Raw genomic sequence first — 24523 nt, forward strand, 5'->3', positions numbered from 1 at the left:
GGTGGTGAAGGCCTTGTTGTGGCTAGGGGGCAAGCCCCCTAGCCACGGGTGATTGCTACAAGGCAAACGGAATTGTCAGCTTGGCCCACAACATATCGCCTTGCGGCCGGTTCTCGACATCAAACTCCTTGGCCCAACGCACCTCTGCGCTGGCGTACTTGAGAAAGGTGAAGTACACCGCCGGCCCAATCGCAAACACCTGGCCACGCACACCGTCGTTGACTTCTTCGCCATAGATATTGGTCACGGTGCGTCCGTACTGCTTATCGTCAGTCGTCTGCTTGAGGTAGTAGCCATTGATGCCCAGGCTCAGGTTGTCGGTCACTTTGTAGCTGGCCGAGTAATCGAAGTGGAAAATCTGCCCCGAGCGGTAGTCCGTAGCGTGGTTTTCCTGGTTGAAACTGTAGGTGGTCTTGATCGACAGCTCAGTGCGCTCGTCAGGTAGCCATGTCACTGACACCAGCGGCTTGTAGGTGTAGAAATTGTTGCTGGTGTTGGCCAGGCGCGAAGCGTCGTATTCACCGGTAGGCACGGTGATTTCTACCGCGGCGCCCAGGGTCAGATTCTTGCCCAGGTCCCACAGGATAATCGGCGCGATAGTGGTGTCGCCCATGCTTTCACGTTGGTCAGACATGCCAAACAGGGCCACTTGTTGCTTGAGGTAGGGCTCGGCGATATAGCCACCCAACCGCCCGCCAAACACCCGCAACGGGCTCAGGTAATCCAGGCGCGGGATAATTGCATCCGAGCGGATCTTCACCTGTGGCACCTTGCCCCCGAGGGAACTGATATCCAGCTTCGTGGCTTCATAGTGGTTGTAGTAAAGGTTGAAGGCGAACATGTGGTCCGGCAGGTGATCCACATCCAGCGGCAGGATGTAAAAGCCATCGGTACCGGGGCCGATATTGTCCACGCCGCCCTCGGTGGCCAGGGTCGGCAGGCTGAGAAGGGCCAGGGCAAGGGGCAGGGGGGCAAGCGCGCGGGTCGGGTTCATGTCTGGGCTCATTATTATTGTTGGATGAATGCACCGTCGGCCCTCATCGGAGCCTTGCCCATAGAAATAAGCCCTCGACGCCCCGCAGGGCAGGGTATTGGCGGCCACATAGGGGGGCTTTGCCGGACAGCGTTCATTCAGAGTGCGGCAAGCCTTGCAAGCACCTATGATTGTCAGGATGTTTCTAAAACAATAACCGGGCAAAGAGTCGGGAATCGCAGATCCATGCACAGCAAAACCGTTGATCCACACTACGAACTGGCGCTGGTCTCGCCTTTTCTCCTGCAAACCCTGGGGCAGGTTGCGGCGCAGAAGGGCGTCAATGCCGAGCATCTGTGCCGTGGCCTGGGGTTTACCCTGGCAGACCTGGATGACCCGGCGCTGCGCATTTCCTACCGCCAGGCCGTGGCGATGATCCAGCGTGCGCTCAAAGTCCTGCCAGACCAGGGGCTGGGCCTGTGTGTCGGCAATCAGAATGTGCTGGGCACCCTGGGCCTGCTCGGGCATGTCATCTCACTGTGCAAGACCCTGCGCGATGCCTTTGCCGTGGGCGAGCGCCACCAACACACCTCCGGCGGCATCGCCACCTCGCGCATCCACGAAGGCGCCCAGCAGGTCATGGTCGATGTCGAGTGCCTGCTGCCCTTTGCCGAGGTCCAGGTATTTGCCGCCGAGGAGTTTTTTGCCAGCCTCATGATCTACGGGCGGACCTTGGTGGGCAGTGAGTTCAAGCCACTGCGCATGGAGTTCATGCACGCGCCACCGGCGTATGCCGGCGAGTACCAGCGTTTGTTCGGTGACGATGTGCGCTTTGGCTGCCTGCACAACCGCATGGTCCTGGAGGCCCAGTGGCTCGACGTGCCGCTGCCGAATCACCACGCCTTGGCATTGCGCCAGGCCCTTGGCCTGCTGGAGCTGGTAAGTGCCCAACTACACCGGAAAATGGACCTCATCCAGGCGGTGGAACGCGCTATTTCCCGCGACTTGCAGGGCAGCCAACTGGAGAAGGTCGCCAGTGACCTGAACATGAGCGGCCGCACCCTGCGCCGGCGTCTGACCGAGCATGGGCTGACCTTCGAAGCCTTGCTGGAACAGGTGCGTCGCGCCCGGTGCATGGGGCTGCTGGGCAACCCGAGCCTGTCCATCGAACGCATTACCCAAGAGGTGGGCTACAGTGATGTGCGCAGCTTTCGCCGGGCGTTCAAGCGCTGGACGGGGCTCAGTCCCAGCGCATTCCGCAGCGTGGGATGAGGGCCACGCCGGGCCGCGCAATTGCATTGAACCCTATTGCCCGGCCAGTGCCACATTAGGGGAACGCACACTTATCTGGAGGTTGGCATGCGCACCATCGATCTGGCGGGTACCCCAGTCCCGGTCATCGGCCAAGGCACCTGGCGTATGGGTGAAGACCGTGGACGGCGTACAGCGGAAGTGACTGCGCTGCAATTAGGCATTGACGAAGGCATGACCCTGATCGACACCGCCGAGATGTACGGCGAAGGCGGTGCTGAAGAAGTGGTCGGGCAGGCGATCCAAGGGCGTCGGGAGCAGGTATTCCTGGTCAGCAAGGTCTATCCGCATAACGCCAGCAAAGCGGGAGTTCCCCGTGCCTGTGAGGCCAGCCTCAAACGCTTGGGCACCGATCATATCGATCTGTATCTCCTGCACTGGCGTGGGCAACACCCGCTTGCCGAAACGGTTGAAGCCTTTGAACGACTGCGGGAGGCCGGCAAGATCGGGCGCTGGGGCGTTTCCAACTTCGACGTATCAGACCTCCAGGAGCTGGCATCACCCGCCTGCGCCACCAATCAGGTGCTCTACAACATCGAACAGCGCGGCATTGAATTCGACCTGTTGCCCTGGTGGCAACAGCATCACCTGCCGTTGATGGCTTACTGCCCAATCGCCCAGGGTGGGGAACTGTTGGCCAGCCCCACCCTCAAGCAGATCGCCCGTCGACATCAAGTCACACCGGCCCAGGTTGCCCTGGCGTGGGTCTTGCGGCAGACCGGTGTCATCGCCATCCCCAAGGCCGTCACCCCCGAACACGTGCGCCTCAATGCCGCCGCGGCCAGGCTGGTTCTCGACGAACATGACCTTGACGCTATCGACCGAGTATTCGGTGCGCCGATACGCAAGCATCCGCTGGCAATGGTCTGAAGCCCTACTGAGGCGGGCGCGCGTGTCGCGCTACCGCCTCACCTGTGGCCGGGTTCAACCCGCTACCGGGCTGCGCCAGTCGTCAGAGCCGGACGTGCCCGAGACCTCATGGGTCCAGACGATTTTGCGGTAGGTAAAGTGCACATCTTCAAGGTGGGTGAAGTGTGCATTTCCCGGGTCCTGGCAGTTGGGCATCCGCGACTGGATATCGACGATGATCGCGTCCTCCAGCTCGATGGTGAAGTAATGCTCCTGGGTGCCGGCGGAGGAGGTGCGATACCACTCCAGGCGGCACTTGACCATTTCCCCCGACGTCAGTGCGCTGAACAGCAACGGTGAAGATTTATCGAATACCTTGCTGATCATCAGCGGCTTGTGTACACGCTGGCCGGTGGGTTGGCCCGACTGCGGATCACGGGGAATGATGACCTGATGCTGGAAGGCCTCGACCAGGATCTGGTCCTCGTGGCCTTCCTGATAGATATTGCCTACCGAATCCTGGGTGAACGTGCCTGCCGTGATCAAACCTTGCTTGGTACCGGTGATCGAGAGGTATGCGGGTGTTGGCATAATTGGTTTCCTTGCCTGATAGATAAGTTGGCGCCACAGGGCGCTACTACTCGCTAACAAGAAGTGTGCCGGATAATAGTTGGCCTAATAAAATAAGGGCGTTTCTTGGGGGAGGGGGCGTAACGGTGCGTGGGCGGTATGATTTCTGGTTTATAAGTTGGTTTTCTTTGCGCAATAGTGCGCAGATATTTGCACTGTTGGGCACGTCACGATATTGAAAGGTGAATGTTTGCTTTCAAGGTGAGTTGATTGAAAAGAGTGCGCATTTTTTTGCGCATCCCTGCGCGCTGTATGAGGCTCGCTAAGGCTGGAAACCTCTTGGCGTGGCAGGGGCATCGATTACGTGCGCTTACAAAGTTGCGAGATTTTATTATCTTTGTAGGATTCTACTTAACTACGCCTTAGTGGCTTGTCCAATAAAATATGGCTGCTATTGTTTGCACTTGTCCCAGCGTGAAAATGGAATTCAGCAAGTATGTCGTCGGCGCTTAATAGCTGTTTGCCATACTTTAATTCAGCATTGATCAGCACAGTGCAGCCCATCATGGTTTACTCAGACAAACTTTCTGCGCATTACTTGGAAGTTGCCCGCTCACCGATTTCCATTGCCTGTTTTGCAGGGCCGGACGTCCGTTATTCGCCAGCGTACGAAGCGCTGGAAAGCGAGTTGGACAAGGCCCGGTTGATCCATGGCAACAACCAGCCCGACTGGCAGCAGGTCATGGACAAAAGCGAGGCGTTGTTGCGTCACGAGTCCAAGGATCTGCGGGTCGTTGCCTGGCTGACGTGGGCCCTGTATCGGTGTGAGTCCTTTCCTGGTCTGTTGGCTGGGCTTGGCATGTTGCGCTACCTCTGTGAACACCACTGGACGACGGTACACCCCATCAAGCAGCGAACTCGCATCGCGGCCTTTGGCTGGTTGATGCAGCGCATCGAGCCGGTACTGGCGCAGAGCGTTGCCCTCAGAGAGCAACGCTCCCTGTTCCAGTGCATGGCAGGGCATTTGGCGTGTCTTGACGAGCTATGGGTTGGGCACCTGGGGGACGACGCTCCGTTGCTGCTGGCAGCCCGCAGGCATCTCGCGGACAAGCTGCAACGAGCCCAGGAGAGCGCTGCACCACAGTCCGGGGTGAGCGCGGTGGTTGCCCAGGTCAAGCAGGCGGCGACTCAACTGCTGGCGCCTGAGCCTGTGGTGAACAACGAAAAAGACGTACACAAGCTCCTGCGCGCACTGCAAGACAACGCTCGCCCCCTGTGTGCCTGGTGGCTGCGCCAGAACGCCACCGATCTGCGGGCCTTGCGCCTCAACCGCACGCTGGCGTGGCTGGGCATCACCGGTCTTCCCGATAGCAACAGCGATCAGATAACGCCCTTGCGCGGGCTGGTGCCCGACAAGCTCAAGCGCTACCAGGAGCGATTTGCCCAAGGGCATTACGCCGACCTGCTGCTGGAGCTTGAAGCCAGCCTGGCGAGTGCGCCTTTTTGGTTTGACGGTGTGCGCATGGTCTGGGAATGCCTGCAAGCGCAGCAGGCCGAATTGGCAATGGTCGAGACAGAGATTCAGTTCGCCCTGTTGCTACAACGATTACCCGGGCTCGCCCAGTTGCGCTTCCACGATGGAGCGCCCTTTGCCGATGCCGCCACCCGCGGATGGATCGACACCCAGGTCAGCCGCCACCTGCAAGCACGGGTGCCGGTCCGGAACACTGGCGGCGCCGGTCCGGCGCCATGGGAGGAGGCCTTGCAGGTGGTTGCTCCGCTGCTGCGCAAGGAGGGGCTGAAAGTTGCGGTCCAGGCCTACAAAAGTGCCATGCAGGCGGCGCGGGGTGATCGGGCGCGGTGTTACTGGCGCCTTGGCCTGGCTCGGTTGTGTATCCAAGGTGCCAAGCACGACTTGGCCAGGATCCAGCTTGAGCAGCTCGAGCAGGAGTTACAGCATGCCGGCCTATATCGCTGGGAGCCCGATCTGACCCTTGAGGTATTGCAACTGTTGTACGCCTGTTACGACGTATTGCCCCAGGGCCATGGCCTGCGCGAGCGCAGGGAGGATGTCCATCGCAAGCTGTGCCAGGTCGATCTGGAAGCGGTACTCGAATAGGTTTTCCCGTCATCAAGCAAAGGAGAAACAACATGGCCAAAGAAGGTTCGGTCGCCCCCAAGGAACGTATCAATATCACGTTCAAACCGGCCATAGGCGGTGCCCAGGAAGAAGTAGAGCTGCCTTTGAAGCTGCTGGTCGTGGGTGATTTCACCCAGCGCGAAGACACGCGCAAGGTTGAAGACCGCAAGCCCATCAGTATCGATAAGAACACCCTGGACGAGGTGCTGGCCAAACAAGCCTTGATGCTGACGTTGAGTGTTCCCAATCGGCTGCAGGAAACGGACGAAGCCGACGAGTTGGCGATCCAGGTGCGCATCAACGCCATGAAGGATTTCAATCCGGCTCAACTGGTGGAGCAAGTTCCGCAATTACACAAGCTGATGGCGCTGCGTGAGGCGCTGGTGGCGCTCAAAGGCCCCCTGGGCAATACACCGAGTTTTCGCAAGGCCATAGAAAGTGCGCTGGCCGATGACCAGGCCCGCGCGCGGGTGCTGGCCGAACTGGGGCTGAACAGCCCTGCCGCATGACCCACTCAGTAAAAAGGACACTGATAGCATGACCTCCAGCCCTAACGCCTATGCGGCACCCCTGGATACCGGATACAGCATTCTCGACGACATCATCGCCCAGACCCGCCTGACCGCCGATGATGAAACCTACGACATCGCCAGGCGCGGCGTCGCCGCGTTCATCGAGGAATTGATCAAGCCACAGAACCGCGGGGAGCCAGTCAAGAAGCAGCTGGTAGACCGGATGATTGCCGAGATCGACACCAAGCTCAGCCGGCAAATGGACGAAATCCTCCACCACCCCGAATTCCAGGCACTGGAATCGGCCTGGCGCGGCTTGCAGTTGCTGGTGGATCGCACTGACTTTCGCGAAAACATCAAGATCGAGTTGCTGAACGTCTCGCGCCAAGACCTGCTGGATGATTTCGAAGACTCACCCGAGGTCGTTCAGTCGGGGCTCTACAAACACACCTACAGCGCCGAATACGGTCAGTTCGGTGGTCAACCCGTGGGCGCGATCATCGCCAACTACTTCCTTTCACCCAGCGCGCCCGACGTCAAGCTGATGCAGTATGTTTCCAGCGTCGCTTGCATGGCCCATGCGCCATTCATAGCCGCTGCCGGGCCTGGCTTTTTCGGCCTGGAGAGCTTTACCGGCCTGCCAGACCTGAAGGACCTGCAGGACCACTTCGAAGGGCCACAATTTGCCAAGTGGCAGAGCTTCCGCCAGAGCGAGGATGCCCGTTACGTCGCCTTGACGGTGCCACGTTTTCTCCTGCGAACGCCCTACGACCCGGTGGATTCTCCGGTCAAGACCTTCGCCTATAACGAACATGTCGTCAGCAGCCACGAGCATTATCTCTGGGGCAATACCGCCTATGCCTTCGCCACGCGCTTGACTGACAGCTTTGCCCGTTTCCGCTGGTGCCCCAACATCATCGGCCCGCAAAGCGGGGGCACGGTGGAAGACCTGCCGCTGCATCATTTCCAGAGCATGGGTGAAATCGAAACCAAGATCCCCACCGAAGTGCTGGTCTCCGACCGTCGGGAATATGAGTTGGCCCAGGAGGGTTTCATCGCCCTGACGATGCGCAAGGGCAGCGACAACGCCGCATTCTTTTCCGCCAGTTCCGTGCAGAAGCCCAAGCGTTTCGGGATCAGCGCCGAGGGAAAGGCGGCCGAGTTGAACTACAGGCTCGGCACCCAGCTGCCGTACATGATGATCGTCAACCGCCTGGCGCACTATTTGAAAGTGCTGCAGCGCGAGCAGTTGGGTTCGTGGAAGGAACGTACCGATCTGGAGTTGGAACTCAACAAGTGGATTCGCCAGTACGTCGCGGACCAGGAAAACCCCAGCGCCGAGGTTCGGGGGCGACGTCCATTGCGGGCGGCGCGGATTGTTGTCAGTGATGTTGACGGCGAGCCAGGCTGGTATCGCATCAACCTCAGCGTACGCCCGCACTTCAAATACATGGGGGCGGATTTCACCCTGTTCCTGGTTGGCAAGCTCGATAAAGAATGAGCCGGGAACTTGAGATGAGTCAGTACAGCGGTTTCCTTGAGCGCCTTGCCGGTACTGCGCCTGCGTTGGCGGGGCGCACACCACGCGCCTGCGTTGCGGCATCGGTGGCCATCCACTTGGGCAACATGCTCAGCACCCGGGCAGGCAGTGTGCAGACGCTGCCTGACTACGGTTTGCCGGACCTGAATGATATGCGCCTGAGCCTGCACGAGTCCCTGAGCCAGGCACGCTTTCTGATCGAACGCTTCATCGCGGCCTACGAGCCGCGCCTGAGCAATGTCCGGGTCGTCGCATTACCCCAGGGTCGCGATCCGTTGGCGCTGGCCTTTGATATCCAGGGCGCGCTGAATATCGACGGGGTTATGCAGGACGTGGTGTTTAGCGCAAGCCTGGCCGGCAGTGGACGCGTGGAGGTCGCCCCAGGTGTCCTTTAACCGCTATTACCAAAGTGAACTCAATGCCTTGCGGCAATTGGGGCGGCGCTTCTGCGAACGCAACCCGGCGCTTGCCCCATTCCTCGGGGACAGAGGCCGGGACCCGGATGTAGAGCGTTTGCTTGAGGGCTTTGCGTTCCTGACGGGCCGCCTGCGACAGAAACTCGATGATCAGTTGCCGGAGCTCAGCCATTCGTTGATGCACCTGTTGTGGCCCAACTACATGCGACCAATACCCGCGTTCAGCATGTTGCAGTTTGCGCCGCTGTTGCGCGCAGGGCCCGGCATTACGGTCGAGCGCGATACACCGGTGGAAAGCGTGGCGATCGAGGGTGAGCGCTGCCGTTTTCGTACGTGTTATGCAACGCAGGTGCTGCCACTTGAACTCACAGCGCTGGATTACTCCGCGCAAGGCAAGGGGGCCTTGCTGAGCCTGCGCCTGGAGATGACCGCCGAAGGGTATATGGGCGAACTGGCACTTGAACACCTGCGCTTGCATCTTGCCGGGGAGCGCTATGTCAGCCAGATGCTTTACGTGAGCCTGCTGCGTCACCTGCAGGGCATTGAGCTGCTGCTGCTCGATGGTGAGTGCAAACCACTGCAGGGGCGCGACGGTCAGGTCCTGTCGTTACCATTACCGGCTTCTGGCGTTCGGCCCGCCGGTTTTTCCCAAGACGAGGCGCTGCTGCCCTATCCGCCGAATGCCTTCACCGGGTATCGGCACCTACAGGAGTATTTCGCGTTTCCTGACAAGTACCTGTTTGTCGACGTCAATGGCCTGGATGTGCTGCAAAGCTTGCCGGATGACCTGCTCAAGCAGGCTCGGGGTTTGGAGTTGCGCTTTAAGCTGCGTCAGCGCAATCCCGAGCAGGTGCTCCCGACAGTGGACAACGTGAAGCTGTTTTGCACCCCGGTGGTCAACCTGTTCAAACACGATGGGGTACCGATCCGACTGGATGGCAAGCAGGACGAGTACCTGCTGCAGGGAACTGACTACGCACCAGGCCACTGCGGGGTGTTCTCTGTAGACCAGGTCACGGGATGGCGTCCGGGTGGCCTGGGCTACCAGACCTATGTGCCGTTCGAGTCGTTCGAGCACGATCAGCAGACGGCGAGCTACAGCATTCGCCAGCGGCCCTCGGTGCAACACACCGGCCTGGATACCTACCTGAACTTTGGCATTCGTCAGTCCCAGGAGCAGGAAACCCTGTCCGTCGAACTGACCTGTACCAACCATGATTTGCCGCGCAAATTGCGGATCGGTGACATCAACCAAGCCTGCGAGCAAACACCCGAGTTCCTGTCCTTTCGCAATATCACGGTCGCCACCCCTGGCATCGCGCCTCCGCTGGACAGCGGTTTTCTGTGGAAGCTGATCAGCAACATGTCGCTCAATTACCTGTCCCTGAGCGATATCAATGCGCTGAAAGTGGTGCTCGAAACCTATGACTTGCCGCGCTACCACGATCGCCAGGCCGAAAAAGTCAGCGTCCATCGGTTGGGTGGATTGCGCTCCATAAGCCAGCGCCCCATCGACCGGTTGCATCGTGGCTTGCCGATTCGGGGGGTGGCAATCGACCTGATCGTCGATCTCCAGCACTTTCTCGGAGAGGGCGATTTGTTTGTATTTGCTTCAGTCCTCAACGAGTTTTTTGCGCTGTACGCGAGCCTTAACTCGTATCACGAACTGCGTGTTACCAGCACACAAGGAGAGGTGTATCTATGGCCATCCCGGATGGGCCAGCAAGCCCTGCTTTAACCGAATTATCCCGGACCATTCGCGAGTATTCGCTGTTCCAGGCGGTCTCGCAGGTCATTGAGCGTATACGCGATGCCCACCCCTGCCTTGACGATGAGGCGCTTTATGAGCACCTGGAGTTCCAGGCCAATCCGGGGCTGGGGTTTCCCGGCAACGACATTGACCGAGTGACATTTTTTGTCGAGCGCGGGCAACTACGGGCACGCATGCGCCTCAACGTATTGGGGCTGGTGGGGGCAAACTCGCCACTGCCGGCATTCTATGCCGAACACGCATTGAGCGAGCGCGCGGGCGGTAATCCTGTCGCGGATTTCCTCGACGTGTTTCACCACCGTTTGCATCGGCTGATGCTGCCTCTGTGGCGCAAGTACCGCTACCGGGTGTGCTTTCGAGCGGGTGCCAGCGACTCGTTTTCCGAGCAGATGTTTGCCCTGATAGGCCTGGGCGGCCGGGCCATACGCAGTGCTACACAACTGGATTGGAATCGCTTGCTGCCCTACCTGGGTTTGCTGGGTATGCGCGCCCATTCGGCGGCGCTTATCGAAACGGTGCTGCGTTACTACTTCAAACACTCGCAGCTGATGATCGAGCAATGCGTCAAGCGCAAGGTGGTGATTGCCCCCAGGCAATGCAACCAATTGGCGCAAGCGAACAGTCGCCTGGGGCAGGACCTGGTCCTTGGGCGGCAGGTTGTGGATCGTGCCGGCAAGTTCAGGGTGCATCTGCAGGACCTCGACTGGCAGCGTTTTCATGACTTTTTACCTGGCGGCGCAAGCTACTCGCCGCTGTGCGCGCTGGTTCGTTTCGCCGTCCGCGACCCTCTGGACTTCGACCTGCGCCTGGCCCTGCGCCCCGGCGAGGTGCGGGCGCTGCACATAGGCCAACGCAATGTGTGCCGGCTGGGATGGACCAGTTGGATGGGGCAGGCGCGCGCGGATGGCGTGCTCATTCTGGCGAGTCAACTCGGGAGCGACGGATGAATATGATGAATGTGGATTTGCAGCAATTGATTCGTGTGCTGGCGCCTCAGACTCGCCATGACCTGGAGCACGCCGCCGCACGCTGTGTGGCCCGTGGGGGCGCCGAAGTCCTGGTGGAGGATGTCTTGCTGGCGCTGCTGGAGCGCCCACAAGGGCTGCTGGCGCGTGCTCTGCAAGACGCTGGCGTTGAACTGGGCGAACTGCAAGCGACACTGCAGCCCAGGATGGGGCAGGGGACTACGCGCAACCCGGTGTTCGCACCGCTGCTGGTGCAATGGCTGCAGCAAGCGCTGGTCGTTGCCCAGTTGGAGTTGGCTCAATCGAATGTCAGTGACGCGGCCTTGATCCTTGCCTTGTTGCGTAACCCGCTGCATCACGCGGGCTGCCGCTATCAGGTGTTGTTGGCCCGCCTCGATGCGCAGCGCCTGCTTGAGTTTGCCTTGAGCGACCATGCCGAAGCTTCCCGTACACCCGCTTGTGCCCAGCATGAATCACTGTTGCAGCGTTTCACCCATGACCTGACCCAGCAGGCCCGTGAAGGGCGGGTCGACCCGGTGTTGTGCCGGGACGCAGAGATCGCGCAGTTGATCGATATCCTGGCACGCCGGCGCAAGAATAACCCGATCATTGTGGGTGAGGCCGGTGTCGGCAAGACCGCGCTGGTCGAGGGGCTGGCCAGGCAAATTGCCCAGGGACAGGTGCCTCCGGCGCTCAAGGAAACGCGCCTGCTGATCCTCGATATGGGGCTGTTGCAGGCGGGCGCCAGCATCAAGGGCGAGTTCGAACGGCGGCTCAAGGGCGTTATCGAGGAGGTCAATGCCGCGTTGGTGCCGGTGATCCTGTTCATTGACGAGGCACACACCTTGATCGGTGCCGGTGCCGGTGGCTCGGCGGGCAGCGGCGATGCGGCGAACCTGCTAAAGCCAGCGCTGGCTCGTGGCGAGCTGCGTACCATCGCTGCTACCACCTGGTCGGAGTACAAGAAGTACTTCGAAAAGGATCCGGCACTGGCCCGACGCTTTCAGCCGGTGCATGTACATGAGCCGAGTGTCGATGAGGCAGTGACGATCCTGCGCGGTCTCACTTCGGTGTATGAAGCCAGCCACGGCGTGTACGTGCGCGATGACGCCGTGGTTGCCGCCGCGCAGTTATCGGCACGCTACCTGGCTGGGCGCCAGTTGCCCGACAAAGCCGTGGATGTGCTCGATACCGCCTGCGCCCGCGTGCGCATCAGCCTCGTCACAGCCCCATCGGCGTTGCAGGCCGTGGCTACCCAATTGGCGCAAAGTACTGGTGAGTACCGGGCGCTTTGCCGCGACAGGGATGCCGGGTTGCCCATTGATCCAGGTGCGCTGCAGGTCCTGGCTGCGCGCCTGGACGCCGCCGGTTGCGAACATGAGCAGCTCACGCAGGCCTGGACGCGTCAGCGCGAGATGGCCGAGCGGGTGCTGGCCCTGCGCATGCAGCTGAATCAAGCCAGGCAGGCAGGCCAGGCCATCGAGGTGCTTGAGCAGCAACTGTGCGAAGCCCATGGCAGCTTGCTGGCCGAGCAATCGCGACAGCGCCTGGTGAGTTTCGAAGTATGCCCGCGGCTGGTGGCGCAAGTGATCAGTGCCTGGACCGGAATTCCACTCAGCCAAGTGGCTTGCGAACACAGCGTCAAGGTGCTCGACTTCGATACCGATCTGCGTACGCGCATTCTCGGCCAGGAACAGGCGGTACAGATGCTGGACCGTTCGATGCGTGCGGTTGCGGCGGGCATCAACCGTGCCGATGCACCCGTGGGCGTGTTTCTGCTGGTCGGCCCCAGTGGGGTTGGCAAGACGCAGACGGCACTGGCCTTGGCCGACCTGTTGTATGGCGGCGAACGGTTCCTGACCACCATCAACATGTCCGAGTACCAGGAGAAGCATTCGCTGTCGCGCCTGATTGGCGCTCCGCCCGGTTATGTCGGTTATGGCGAGGGCGGTGTGCTGACCGAAGCCGTCAGGCAAAAGCCCTATTCGGTGGTGCTGCTCGATGAGGTCGAGAAAGCACACCTGGGTGTCATGAATCTGTTCTACCAGATCTTTGACAAAGGGCGGGCCAATGATGGCGAGGGGCGCGAGATCGACTTTCGCAACACGCTGATTCTGATGACCTCCAACCTTGGCAGCGACTGCACCATCGACCTGTGCGGCGCTACGCAGCGTCCCAGCGCACAAGTATTACAGGACGCCCTTGCGCCGCTGCTCAATCAGCATTTCAGGCCGGCACTGCTGGCCCGCATGCGTGTCGTGCCGTACTACCCACTGAGCGGTGCGGTGCTACGGGAGTTGGTACAAAGCAAGTTGCAGTGCCTGGGCCAACGTCTGCTGCAGCGGCACCTCGCATTCAGCTATTGCCCGCGATTGGTCGATTACCTGGCAGAGCGCTGTACCCACAACGGCAGTGGCGCGCGGTATGTCGATCAATGGATCGATAGCCATCTATTGCCCCTGATAGTCGATCGCCTGCTTGAAGCAATGGCCAGAGATGAGCATGTGCAGCGCGCCCACGCCATGCTGGACGGCGACGATCACCTCACCTGTGAGTTTGCGTGATGAGGGATACCCCATTGTTACAGGCACCGGACGTTGCCGAACAACTGGTGCAGTGGCTCATGCGCCTGGGCCTCGATAGCGATAGGGCAAGTATGCCTGGCAACCTTGCCCATGCCGCCGCGCAGTTGAGCCAGTGCTCGCTCAGCCAGGTGTACCTGTCAGATGAGGCGGGTCACGGCTTGTTCCTGGCGGCCGAACATAGGCCGCAAGCAGGGCCGTGGGAAATCGGTGCAGGCGCAGAAGTGGATCAGCAGGGCCAGCAATTGCTGCGGTTCGCCCTGGAACATAAGCGTCCCCTGAGTCTCTGCGGCCTGCAAGACTGCATGTATGACACCGCTTTCATTCCTTCAGGCCTGGTGCCATGGCAGTCGCTGTTGTGCGTCCCACTCATCCATCACCACCTACCGGTGAAGGGCATGCTGCTATGCGTCACGGAGCGCGCCCTGGACCTGCAGCCGTATGCCACGCCACTGGGGCAGTTGGGGGTTTTTGCGTTGCGCCAGCGGGCGCTGCTACAGGAGCCCGGTCGGCCAGCGGCGGCCCATCAGGCGCTCGGTAGCGCAGTGCGTCCCGCAGGCCTTGGCCTGATTGGCAACAGCGTAGCGATGGATGATACCTGCCGCTTGATCGGCAAGGTGCTGGACAGCACCTACACCGTGCTCCTGCGCGGTGAAACCGGTACGGGCAAGGAGGTGGTCGCCAGGGCGATCCATGCCATGGGCCCGCGCCGATCCAAGGCGTTTGTCGTACAAAACTGCGCGGCATTCCCGGAGGGGTTGCTCGAAAGCGAACTGTTTGGCTATCGCAAAGGTGCCTTTACTGGTGCTGACCGTGACCGTCCTGGGCTGTTCGATGCTGCCGACGGCGGTACGTTGCTGCTCGATGAAATCGGCGATATGCCCCTGTCACTGCAAGCCAAATTGCTGCGGGTATTACAGGAGGGGGAAATCCGCCCGCTGGGTGCCAGCACCGCCCATAAAGTGGATGTGCGCATCGTTGCCGCCACCCACCGTGACCTTCGCGCGATGGTGGCCCAGGGCAGTTTTCGTGAGGATCTCTATTATCGTCTCGCCCAGTTCCCGATCGAGCTGCCGGCGTTGCGCCAACGTGAAGGCGATATACGAGAGTTGGCCCGGCACTTCGCAGGTAAAGCCTGCGCCACCCAGGGGCGATCGCCGGTGTCCTGGTCAAACCAGGCGCTGGACCAGCTTTCCTGCCACAGCTTCCCCGGCAACGTGCGTGAACTTAAATGCCTGGTGGAACGTGCCGTGTTGATGTGCGACGAGGGGGTAATCCTGCCGCAACATCTCATGCTGCCACTGGCGTCACCCGCACAGGCCACCGACGCAACGCTGCGCCAACGCCTTGAGCGCGTCGAACGGGGCTTGCTGATTGATTGCCTGCACAAGAATCGCGGCAATCGTACCCGTACCGCCCGCGAGCTGGGGGTTGCCCGGCGCACCCTGTTGTACCGCCTGGCGCGGCTGAATATCCCCTTTGGTGACGTCAAGGAAGGGTGCTGAATGTTCCGCTCAATCGAATTCAATTCAATGGGAGAGCCTTGATGGTTGTTTCTCGAGGGCAGGTATTGCTGCTTGGTCTGCTGGTGTTGGCGCTAAGTGGGTGCACGGCAAATTACGTGTTTGACGACGATGACTACCGGCCGCTGGGTGATCCACGGTCCCACCAGCGTGGGCAGTAAGCCAGGAGACCTTCTATGCAGTTGGTATTTGAACTATGTAGCCATGGGCCTGGCATGCCCGGCGGCTCCCGCAATAAAGTCTTCGATGGCGCCGGAGGAGTGATTGGCCGTGGTGCCGATTGCGATTGGGTCATTGCCGACCACAGTCGCCAGTTGTCCAGCCATCATGCCTTGGTCAGCTTTCGCGACGATCAGTATTTTCTGACTGACATCAGCAGCAATGGCATTTGCCTGGGGGACAGCGCCGTGCGTTTGCGCAAAGGCCAGGCCCGGCCTATCACCCCAGGCACTGTATTTCGCATGGGCCCGTTTGAAATTCGCGCGCAGTTGTTGGAGCGCTCGGGTGGTACGAGCCCTGGCGATAACCTGATTCCGGATGACGCGTTCCTGCAGCTGGATTCCGTGCGTGCCATGAATGACCCGGCCCCGCCGAGTGTGGCGTCGAACTGGACGGATACCAGCACTGTGGAGCGTCACCATGTGATTGTGCCGACCCTGGTCGAGCCTGCTGCGACGTGCGCGCCAGCCGCTGGGCATGTTCCGGCAGTCGATACGCATGAGCGGTTCTGGCGGGATTTTTCCGAGGCGCTGGGCGTGTGCCTGGAACCTCTCGACGAGCCTGGGCGACAAGCATTGGCAGTCAAGGCAGCTGGCTTGCTCAGGCAGGCAATCGAAGGGCTGCAACAGAACCTGCACACCCATCAAGAACTGACAAGTGAATTGAACACCGCACTCGGTCGTGCACCAACCAGCGCCGAGCGTCCGTTGATGTGTGGCGCCCAAGCACTGGAGGCCATGTTGGTGGCCGATCGCCAGGGGCAGTTGCCCGCCGAACAGATGATTACCCAGGCCTATCGTGATTTGCAGGTTCACCAGGTCGCGGTGCTCGCTGGCTGTCGCGCGGCAATGCGCGGCGCTCTGGCAGCGTTTGCGCCAGGGCAACTGCTGGCCTGTTTCCAAACGCAGGGCAACACGCCGTGGATCCCCAGCAGTGGCGCCTATTGGCGGGCTTATCTGGTTCATTACCAACGCCTGGTCGAGGAAGACGGTTGGACTGAGCGCTTACTCAGCGAGGACTTTGCCAACGCCTACACGGAACAGGTACGCCTGGTTTCCACCCTTCATAGCACCTGTTCTGGATGATCTGCATGTCACGCACCACCTCTGTTCTGCTACTCGCTGTGCTGGGGCTGTTGCCCGGCTGCAGCAATCTGTCTCCCTATTCGACGCTGACCAAGCTCGATCTGACGCTGGCCGCCAGTGATCTGGTCAACCCGGATCTGCATGGCCGACCGTCACCGATCGTGGTGCGCCTGCTGGAACTCAGAAACCCCGTGGCCTTCGAGAACGCGGACTTTTTCAGCCTGTATGGCCGTGTCGAAAATACCTTGCCCAAGGACCTGGTCAGCAGCGAAGAGTGGGAACTGCGCCCCGGTGAACAGGTGACGCTCAAGCTCAGTGCAACGCCGGGCAGTCGCTATATCGGGGTGTTGGCCGCCTACCGTGATTTGCCCCAGGTGCGATGGCGCCATGTCGTGCCGTTGGCCGTCGAGTCACGGACCCGTGTCGATCTGGTACTCGACGAAACGGGCGTGCACGCGACGGATGTGCCGCCCGCCAAGGCAGGTGGCTGACATGCTGATTGATAAAGTGATCTGGCAGGAAGGCATGTTGCTGCGCCCTCAACACCTGCAGCACAACGACCGCTATTACCATCAGCAACTGGCGCGCCGCAGCCAATTGTCCCCGGGCTATGCCTGGGGGTTCTTGACATTGGAAATCGACCCGCAATACCTCGATATGGGCAAGGTGGTTGTCAATCAGGCCAGTGGGGTATTGCCTGACGGGACCCTGTTTGAGATGGCCGCGCCGCTGGTGATGGAAGTCCCAGCCAACAGTGCCAGCCAGGCGCTGTACCTGGCCCTGCCCATGCTCGCCGGCCATGCGGTCGAGGTTCGTCACCCGGCGCAGACTGACGTATTGGCCCGCTATAGCAGCTACGAAGTGGAGGTAGGAGACGCCAATGCCGGGGAAGACACGCGCTGCGCCATCACCTGCGCACGCGCGGATTTTCGCTTGGTGCTGGGCGATGATCACGACGTCCAGACCTACGTCAGACTCAAAGTCGCACAAGTCCTGGATTGCGACGCCCAAGGCGTTGTGCAACTCGATAGCGCATTCTCCCCGACGTTCATGCACCTGCATGACTCGCCATTTTTGCTGTCGTGCCTCAAGGAGGTGGTCAGCCTGTTGGCGTTTCGCGCTGATGCGATTGCCGAGCGCTTGCAGGACGCGGGCCAGGCGGCGGGGGCCGAAATGGGGGACTTCTTGATGTTGCAGTTGATCAACCGAATGGAGTTGACCCTGCGACATTGCCTGGACCAGGCCCGTGTGGGCCCCGATGTGCTGTATCAAACCCTGCTTGGGCTGCTGGGGGAGCTTTCGACATTTTCCAGCACGACAAAACGCGCTTGTTTTGAAGGGCGTTACCGACATAGCGACCAGGGGCCGAGCTTTCGTGAATTGATGGCCGCGATTCGTTCGGTCCTGTCGATGGTGCTGGAGCAACATGCCATTGAACTGGTGCTGCAGTCGCGCCAATACGGCGTGCAGGTGTGCCCGGTCAACGGCCTGAACCTGCTGGGTTCGGCGACCTTCATTCTGGCGGTCAGCGCGCACTGCGATTCTGAGGTGTTGCGCCAGCGGCTGCCGGCGCACCTGAAAGTCGGGCCTGTGGAGCGGATACGCGAGTTGGTCAACCTGCACCTGGCGGGGATTCAGGTCAAGCCGATGCCTGTGGCACCACGGCAGATCCCGTTCCATGCCGAGAAAACCTATTTCATGCTCGAACTCAGCGCCCGTGACCTGGAGCAGTTGGAGCATTCAGGTGGGTTCGCCTTCCATGTGAGTGGTGAGTTTGTCGATCTTGAATTGAAATTCTGGGCTATCAGGAACTGAACCCATGACCACAGAAAACGCATACCCGCAGGACGACAGAACGATCCTGCTGGACCGTCAGGGTGTCGGTCCGGCGCAGGGCGCCATGACGGATTTCGAGGCGCCACCGCGCTTTGAGCAGCTTGAGGACCGAATGATCTATGCCGCTCATTTGCACGGCGCCCAGCACTTCAGGCTTGGCCTCAACCCTCTGGTGACGTTGGCCTGGGACCTGCTGTCGGAGGTGGTTCGGCTCAAGGGCAGCCCTGCCCGTGAAGGCCTGCGCGCACTCAATGAACGTTTGTCTGCGGGTATTACGCACTTTGAAAACCAGGCCCGGCACGAGGCAATCCTCGACAGCCAAATCATGGCGGCGCGTTATGTGTTGTGCAGCGTAATAGACGAGGCAGTGGTCACCACGGCATGGGGTAGCCAGAGCGACTGGTCACAAACAAGCCTGTTGAGCCGTTTCCACAACGAAACCTTTGGCGGCGAAAAATTCTTCGAACTGCTTGAGCGACTGTCCAGGGACCCGATCAAGCACCTGGCGATGCTGGAGCTGATGTACCTGTGCCTGGCGCTGGGCTTTGAGGGTAAGTACCGGGTGTTGGAGCGTGGGCTGCTGCAATTGGACGGCATTCGTGACGCCTTGTACCGACAGATCATCCATGTGCGCGGTGACACGCCCCAGGCCTCCGGCGCCGGGCCGTCGTCCAGCGCTGCTCCCCAGCAGGCGATACGTATTGTTTCTGCAACCTGGGTTTGGCTCGCCGTCGCGATGGGCCTGGCCATCCTGTATTCGGGGTTCGCCTGGGTACTTGGAGAACAGCGCGAGAGCGTGCTGCAGCCCTATCTGCCGAGTACCACCGACATCACCCGGACACTGCTGTAACGCAGGGAGCAATCAATGAAAAGTCTATTCAAAAAGCTGGCCGCTGCCCTGGGGCTGACCTGGGTCTGGAGCCTGCTGCTGGTGTTGTTGCTGGCGTGTGTGGTGTGGTGGATCGGGCCGCTGCTGGCGGTGGATGACCGGCGTTTCTGGCTTGGCGCGACTTCGCGCCTGCTGACCATCAGTGGATTGTTCCTGGCCTGGGGCCTGACGATGGTTTTCGTCAATCGGCGCGACGCCGTGCAACCCTTTGCAGATGATGCCGGCCCGGGCCAGGTGAATTCCAAACAGCGCAAGGGACTTGTGGAGCACGAGCACAACAACGTTCGCGGCCGTTTCACGGAGGCGCTACAGGCCCTCAAGATGTCGCGACGCTATGGCAAGCGCGGTAAGCGCTGGCGCAACGAATTGCCCTGGTACCTGGTGATGGGATGCATTGCCAGTGGCAAGACCCGGCTGTTGCAGGCCGGTGGGCTGCAACAGCCGCTGGATCGCGTTGACTCCGGCGCCCCGCACGCAGAGGGCGCAGTGCGTCATTGCGAGTGGTATTTTGCCGAGCAAGGGGTTTTGATCGAAACCCCGGCGCGCTACCTGACACACGCCGATGCGGACGTTGATAGCGGTGGCTGGGCGACCCTGTTAAACCTGCTGAAGGCCCGCCGTCGCGCGCGTCCGCTCAGTGGCGTGCTGCTGACGCTATCAGTCGATAGCTTGCTCAATGGCAGCGAGCAGGAACTGAGCGTCGCTGCGCGCCAATTCAACAGTCGCCTTCACGATTTACAACAGACCTTGCACGTGGAGCTGCCGGTCTATCTGGTGCTGACGCAGGCCGATCATTTGCCTGGCTTTACCGAGTTTTTCGAGCACACGCAAGGGCATGCCAATGATGACCTATGGGGCGAGTCCATCTTGTCCGGCAAGACCGGGACCGATATTGCCGAAGTACGCCAGGCCTTTGAAACCTTGCTGCAGCGCTTGAGCGCGGAGCTGATCCAGCGCCTGCATCTGGAGCGCAATGGCGAGCGCCGGGGCCGGATGTTGGACTTTCCCCGGCACGTGGCGCAGATCGGTGAGCGGCTGTGTCTGTTTATCGAACTGGCGTTTTCTGCTCACCGTTACCAGCGCGTCAACGCATTGCGCGGTGTCTACTTGACCAGCTCCGGCAACGCTGCACACAGCCGTCCACGGTTTATCCAGGGCCTGTTCAAGCGGGTGGTGTTCGGTGACGTCGACCTGGCAGGCCTGGACCAGCGGGAGCGGGTGCACATCCGTCGCCGCCAGAGAGGCTTGGCGCTGGCCGCGTTCCTGGTGCTTGGAGGCATGGGTTCGTTGTGGATGTACAGTTATTCGCAGAACCATCAACGGCTGGAGCAACTGCGCGAATTGGCGCGGCCGCCCGTGCCTGGGCAGGCGGCAGAAGACCCGGTTTTGGCGATGGTTGCGTTACTGGACAGTCGATTGGCAGCCACCCAGGTCTTTGCTGCGCCGCGAGGCGCGGGTTGGTGGCAGTTCGTGGGGCTGTTCCAGGGCAGCATGAGCCGCCCGGTACTGGACACGGCGTACCAGCAGGCTCTGCTGCAACACCTGCTGGCACGGGTCAGCGAGATGTTGGAGGAGCAGGTACGCAACAGTGTGCACGACCGTCAGCAACTGCTTGTCAGCCTGCGGGCGTACCTGATGCTCAACCTGCCCGAGCACCGCGACAAACCCTGGTTGATGGATCGAGTCGCCGGGTTGTGGTCGGGGTACTACCCGGCGGACCCTGGGTTGCAGGCACGGTTGAACGCACATTTCGCGCAATTGCTCGAACAGCCCTTTGTGCGACCGCTCGACGAAACACTGGTCGCCCATGCCCGTCAGGTCTTGAAGGTGCAACCCCTGGCGGGCGTGGTCTACCGCCTGCTGCGCGAACAGGGTGCGGAACTTGAACCCTACCGTTTCACCCAGCATCTGGACCCGCATGAGCAGGTATTCGCCGGCATCGACCAGCCGATCCCAGGCTTCTTCACCCAGCATGGCTACCGTCAGTTCTTTGCGGTACAGGGGAGCCGGATGGTCGATACCATCGTGCGCGACAACTGGGTACTGGGAGAGGGCACGCAACTGAGTGCAACGGGCTTGCGCCAACTGATGGTCGAGCTGGAACAGCACTATTTCAGCGACTACGCCCAGGCCTGGGGCGCCGCACTGGCCCAGGTGCGCTTGCAGCAAAGCGATAGCACCCGACAGGTTGCCGGGCAGTTGGCGAGCCTGACGTCCGCGCGTTCGCCATTAGTGCAGTTACTGCAGCAAGTCAGGGAAAATACCCGCTTTGCAAGCCCGGTCGAGCGCCTGGAAGCGCTCCAGCCGGGCTCGCCAGTGGCCCAGACCGTCTTGGACAGCGTTGCGCAACGTGCGCCCGACAACGCACAGCGCGCACTGCAGCGGCGCTTTGAAGCCCTGCATCACTTGCTCGATGAGCAGGACAACCCAGGGCCTGCGTTGTCCCAGATGCTGCAAACCCTCAACCAACTGCAGCTGCAGTTGGCCGCCCTTGGTCGGGAAAGCCAGCCTGAGCGGGCGGCCTTTGAGATGGTCAAGCGGCGCATGCAGGGGCAACAGGATGCTTTGGGCAACCTGCGCAATGCCACGGAGCGCCTGCCCGCGGCCCTCCACGGTTGGCTGGCCGCCATGGCCGACGACAGTTGGCGGCTGGTGCTCGACGATGCTTATCGTCACCTCAATCGGCGCTATCAGAGCGAGGTGTATGGGTTCTATTCTTCTGCGATCAAACAGCGCTACCCGTTCAGTGCCCATGCCAGTAGCGACGTTGCGCTTAACGATTTCCGCGAGTTTTTCAAACCCCAAGGGTTGATGGCGCGGTTCCTGGATGAGGATCTGCGGCCTTTTGTGATTGGCGATGGCCATCGCTATCGGTTGCGCAGCCTGGATGGCCGTAGCCTGCCGATGTCACGGGCGTTGCTGGAGCAACTGGCAAAGGCGCGCACTATCCGCCAGGCATTCTTTGCCGATGACCCGAGTGAACCCGGGGTGCGCTTTACGTTGGCGCCCTACAGCCTGGATCCCACGGTCAGCCGGGCGACCCTGCGATTCGGTGACCAACAGATGGAGTACCGCCACGGGCCGATCGTGCCGATGCTGTTCCAGTGGCCAACCACCGTCGAGGACGGTCGCAGCAGCCTGGTACTGGAAGGCATGGCGCAGCGGCCAATGGGTATCGAAAAAAACACCGGGCCATGGTCCCTGTTTCGCCTGTTCGATGTGCTGCAAGGCGAGGCGGCGAATGGACGTGATGCGCGGTTGCTCAAGGCCGATATCGGCGGCCTGCGCGCCAATTACCTGCTGACCAGCCAGCGCACGCCGAACCCGTTTGAAATGGCGGCGTGGCGTACCTTCCGCATACCGGAGCAACTGTGAGCCCGCGGCTCGATGCCTGTAGCAGTGCAGGGCGCACAGATCGTGGCAAGGTCAGGCCGCGTAACGAGGATGCCTTTCTTCAACACCCGCAGATGGGCTGTTGGGCGGTGGCCGATGGCATGGGTGGCCACCGCGCGGGGGATGTCGCCAGCCAGTGGGTGGTCGATAGCCTGGCTGCGCTGCCCAGCGGCGGCGGGCTCGATGCGCGGATCAAGAGGGTCTGCCTTTGCCTGCAATGGCTTGACCGGCGCTTGCGCCAGGAGATCACCGTAACCAGCTCGAATGTGGATTGCACCATGGGCAGTACGGTGGTGGTCCTGTTGCTGGAGGGGGATCGTGCCGTCTGCATCTGGGCCGGGGACAGCCGCTGTTATCTGTGGCGCGAACGCACGTTGTACCAGTTGTCCCGCGACCACTCGCTACAGGAGCAACTGATCGTCGAGCAGCAGTTGAGCCCTGCACAGGCCCGCGCGCATCCGGCCGCGAATGCCTTGACCCGCGCGATCGGCGCCGATGAGCCGGTGGCGCTGGAAGTGTTGGAGCTGACCCATAACCCAGGAGATGTATTCCTGCTGTGCAGTGACGGCCTGTACCAGGCGCTGAGCCATGCCGAACTGGGTCAGGCGTTGAGCCTGGCAACCCCTGAGTCAATGCTGGATCGTTTGTTTGATGGGGTCCTGCGCGGTGAAGCGCGGGATAATCTGACGGCGGTGGTTATAAAACCATGATCGCAAAACAACCCCAGTCCAGCGCTCCGCCCGGCGCCAGAGCTTCTATGCCGAAGTTACTTGCCGGTCGCTATCGCCTGGAGCGGGTGCTCGGGGTGGGTGGCATGGGCATCGTGTACCGGGCCCGTGACTTGCTCCATGAGCAATTCGGCGAACCGAGGCCCCGGGTGGCGCTCAAGGTCCTCGGTGAAAACCTTGCCCAGTCACAGGACGCGCACCTGCTGCTCTACAGCGAGTTTTCCCTGACCCGCTACCTGCGACATGAGCACGTGGTGCGGGTGTTTGCGTTTGACGTGGACACGGTCGCTGGGGTGGCGTTCTTTACCATGGAGTTGATGAGTGGCATGACTCTGGACCAATTGTTGCTCGACTGTCCGCGCGGGCTGTCCTGGCAGCAATTGCGGCCTATTGCAACTGGGCTACTGGATGCGCTGGGTCATGTCCATCGACAAGGTGTGCTGCACGGCGATGTGAAGCCCAGCAATGTCATGTTGGTGGATGACGGGCTGCGTCTGTTTGACTTTGGCCTGGCCCAAGCCAAGACTGCGCCGTTGACGGAGCTGGCGGCTTTGAATCCCCGGCGCTTCAGCGCCTGGACACCGGCCTACGCGGCCCCCGAACTGTTGGACGGCGCGCCGCTGTCGGCCAGCACGGAGCTCTATGCAACCGCGTGCCTGCTGTACGACTTGGCGCTTGGCGGGCGTAGTGCACAAGGAGGGCGGCGTGAGCCTCCCCGGCAACTGCCACGGCGTTGCTGGCCAGCGTTGCGGGTTGCGCTCAGTAGCAACCCGCAGCATCGAGCCATCACCACCGACGAGTTGCAGGCAGCCATGCAGTGTGAACACTCGGTGGTGGGCCGCTGGTTCGCCGCCCGTGCTCGTTAAGAGGAGTGCTCAGCCAGGCCATGCAACTGACAGTACTCACCCCACTCCAGGCCCGCCATTTGAGCGACTTCCCTGTGCACCTCCAGGCGCCTGGCTGCGAACTCCTGCGGCGATTGGCTGATCAGTTGCAGTGTCAGCTCCCACGCAAACAGGTTCTGGGATTCTGCCTGGGCCTCGAAGGCTTCGTGCAAAAGCTCGCGGCGGTATTGCTCCATGGTCTGGCGCTTGGCCTGGGCGGCCAGAGGGTTGAGGGTGTCCAGTTCGGCGCGCAACTCGGGATGCTGGTTCAAAAAGATATCCAGGGCCAGCCGATGGTTTTCGCCAGGTTCAGACACGGGGTTGCTCCAGGAGTACA

21 protein-coding genes are annotated in these 24523 nt (G+C 60.9%); 18 read left to right on the forward strand and 3 right to left on the reverse strand.

What is annotated here, in order from left to right:
* Window positions 1-55: 55 nt before the first annotated feature.
* Window positions 56-994, reverse strand: a complete 939-nt coding sequence (locus BHC62_RS03340) for a transporter (protein ID WP_070994216.1) — start codon at window positions 992-994, stop codon at window positions 56-58.
* Between the two features lie 225 nt (window positions 995-1219).
* Between BHC62_RS03340 and BHC62_RS03345 the strand changes: the two genes are divergently transcribed.
* Both BHC62_RS03345 and BHC62_RS03350 read left to right on the forward strand, forming a co-directional pair.
* A complete protein-coding gene (locus BHC62_RS03345; protein ID WP_070994217.1) occupies window positions 1220-2245 on the forward strand; it encodes an AraC family transcriptional regulator in 1026 nt (341 codons plus the stop codon).
* 87 nt (window positions 2246-2332) lie between these two features.
* Window positions 2333-3154: an aldo/keto reductase gene (locus BHC62_RS03350; RefSeq protein WP_070994218.1), complete on the forward strand. Its 822-nt coding sequence runs from the start codon at window positions 2333-2335 to the stop codon at window positions 3152-3154.
* Window positions 3155-3208: 54 nt separating this feature from the next.
* Here BHC62_RS03350 and BHC62_RS03355 read toward each other — a convergent pair whose 3' ends face one another.
* Window positions 3209-3724, reverse strand: coding sequence for an Hcp family type VI secretion system effector (locus BHC62_RS03355; RefSeq protein ID WP_029291189.1), 516 nt, complete (start codon window positions 3722-3724; stop codon window positions 3209-3211).
* 544 nt (window positions 3725-4268) lie between these two features.
* Here BHC62_RS03355 and tssA point away from each other — a divergent pair.
* Genes tssA through BHC62_RS03430 form a run of 16 tightly spaced genes read left to right on the forward strand, consistent with a single transcriptional unit; the run spans window position 4269 to window position 24168 of the window.
* Window positions 4269-5822 (forward strand): type VI secretion system protein TssA, encoded by a 1554-nt coding sequence (tssA, locus tag BHC62_RS03360; RefSeq protein WP_070994274.1) that lies wholly within the window; start codon window positions 4269-4271, stop codon window positions 5820-5822.
* Between the two features lie 32 nt (window positions 5823-5854).
* Window positions 5855-6352 (forward strand): type VI secretion system contractile sheath small subunit, encoded by a 498-nt coding sequence (gene tssB, locus BHC62_RS03365; protein ID WP_029291194.1) that lies wholly within the window; start codon window positions 5855-5857, stop codon window positions 6350-6352.
* A gap of 28 nt (window positions 6353-6380) precedes the next feature.
* A complete protein-coding gene (tssC, locus tag BHC62_RS03370; protein WP_029291196.1) occupies window positions 6381-7856 on the forward strand; it encodes a type VI secretion system contractile sheath large subunit in 1476 nt (491 codons plus the stop codon).
* Between the two features lie 14 nt (window positions 7857-7870).
* A complete protein-coding gene (tssE, locus tag BHC62_RS03375) occupies window positions 7871-8290 on the forward strand; it encodes a type VI secretion system baseplate subunit TssE (RefSeq protein ID WP_070994219.1) in 420 nt (139 codons plus the stop codon).
* Window positions 8280-10049 carry a type VI secretion system baseplate subunit TssF gene (gene tssF, locus BHC62_RS03380; protein WP_070994220.1) on the forward strand — a complete coding sequence of 590 codons (1770 nt, stop codon included), beginning with the start codon at window positions 8280-8282 and terminating at the stop codon, window positions 10047-10049. The genes tssE and tssF overlap by 11 nt, the downstream gene beginning before the upstream one ends.
* Window positions 10013-11029 carry a type VI secretion system baseplate subunit TssG gene (tssG, locus tag BHC62_RS03385; RefSeq protein ID WP_070994221.1) on the forward strand — a complete coding sequence of 339 codons (1017 nt, stop codon included), beginning with the start codon at window positions 10013-10015 and terminating at the stop codon, window positions 11027-11029. The genes tssF and tssG overlap by 37 nt, the downstream gene beginning before the upstream one ends.
* A 2-nt stretch (window positions 11030-11031) precedes the next feature.
* Window positions 11032-13611 carry a type VI secretion system ATPase TssH gene (tssH, locus tag BHC62_RS03390; protein ID WP_070994275.1) on the forward strand — a complete coding sequence of 860 codons (2580 nt, stop codon included), beginning with the start codon at window positions 11032-11034 and terminating at the stop codon, window positions 13609-13611.
* The gene (locus BHC62_RS03395; RefSeq protein ID WP_029291206.1) at window positions 13611-15134 is read left to right on the forward strand and encodes a sigma-54-dependent Fis family transcriptional regulator; all 1524 of its coding nucleotides are present in this window, start codon (window positions 13611-13613) and stop codon (window positions 15132-15134) included. Before tssH ends, BHC62_RS03395 begins: the two co-directional genes overlap by 1 nt.
* A gap of 41 nt (window positions 15135-15175) precedes the next feature.
* Window positions 15176-15313 (forward strand): type VI secretion protein TagU, encoded by a 138-nt coding sequence (locus BHC62_RS27205; RefSeq protein ID WP_071609993.1) that lies wholly within the window; start codon window positions 15176-15178, stop codon window positions 15311-15313.
* A 15-nt stretch (window positions 15314-15328) separates the two neighbouring features.
* The gene (gene tagH / locus BHC62_RS03400) at window positions 15329-16456 is read left to right on the forward strand and encodes a type VI secretion system-associated FHA domain protein TagH (protein WP_070994222.1); all 1128 of its coding nucleotides are present in this window, start codon (window positions 15329-15331) and stop codon (window positions 16454-16456) included.
* 5 nt (window positions 16457-16461) lie between these two features.
* The gene (tssJ, locus tag BHC62_RS03405; RefSeq protein WP_070994223.1) at window positions 16462-16947 is read left to right on the forward strand and encodes a type VI secretion system lipoprotein TssJ; all 486 of its coding nucleotides are present in this window, start codon (window positions 16462-16464) and stop codon (window positions 16945-16947) included.
* Between the two features lies 1 nt (window position 16948).
* Window positions 16949-18271, forward strand: a complete 1323-nt coding sequence (gene tssK, locus BHC62_RS03410; RefSeq protein ID WP_070994224.1) for a type VI secretion system baseplate subunit TssK — start codon at window positions 16949-16951, stop codon at window positions 18269-18271.
* A gap of 4 nt (window positions 18272-18275) precedes the next feature.
* Complete coding sequence (gene icmH, locus BHC62_RS03415) at window positions 18276-19142, forward strand: type IVB secretion system protein IcmH/DotU (RefSeq protein ID WP_070994225.1); 867 nt, start codon at window positions 18276-18278, stop codon at window positions 19140-19142.
* Between the two features lie 15 nt (window positions 19143-19157).
* Window positions 19158-22556 (forward strand): type VI secretion system membrane subunit TssM, encoded by a 3399-nt coding sequence (gene tssM / locus BHC62_RS03420; RefSeq protein WP_070994226.1) that lies wholly within the window; start codon window positions 19158-19160, stop codon window positions 22554-22556.
* Window positions 22553-23284, forward strand: coding sequence for a PP2C family serine/threonine-protein phosphatase (locus tag BHC62_RS03425; RefSeq protein ID WP_070994227.1), 732 nt, complete (start codon window positions 22553-22555; stop codon window positions 23282-23284). Before tssM ends, BHC62_RS03425 begins: the two co-directional genes overlap by 4 nt.
* Window positions 23281-24168 carry a serine/threonine-protein kinase gene (locus BHC62_RS03430; protein ID WP_070994228.1) on the forward strand — a complete coding sequence of 296 codons (888 nt, stop codon included), beginning with the start codon at window positions 23281-23283 and terminating at the stop codon, window positions 24166-24168. Before BHC62_RS03425 ends, BHC62_RS03430 begins: the two co-directional genes overlap by 4 nt.
* On the opposite strand, the gene BHC62_RS03435 is transcribed toward BHC62_RS03430, so the two are convergent.
* Window positions 24165-24503: a DUF6388 family protein gene (locus tag BHC62_RS03435; RefSeq protein ID WP_029291219.1), complete on the reverse strand. Its 339-nt coding sequence runs from the start codon at window positions 24501-24503 to the stop codon at window positions 24165-24167. The two genes, BHC62_RS03430 and BHC62_RS03435, sit on opposite strands and share 4 nt — an antisense overlap.
* Window positions 24504-24523 lie beyond the last annotated feature (20 nt).

This window comes from Pseudomonas sp. 06C 126, assembly GCF_001855215.1.
In the GTDB taxonomy this organism is placed as follows: Bacteria; Pseudomonadota; Gammaproteobacteria; order Pseudomonadales; family Pseudomonadaceae; genus Aquipseudomonas; species Aquipseudomonas proteolytica.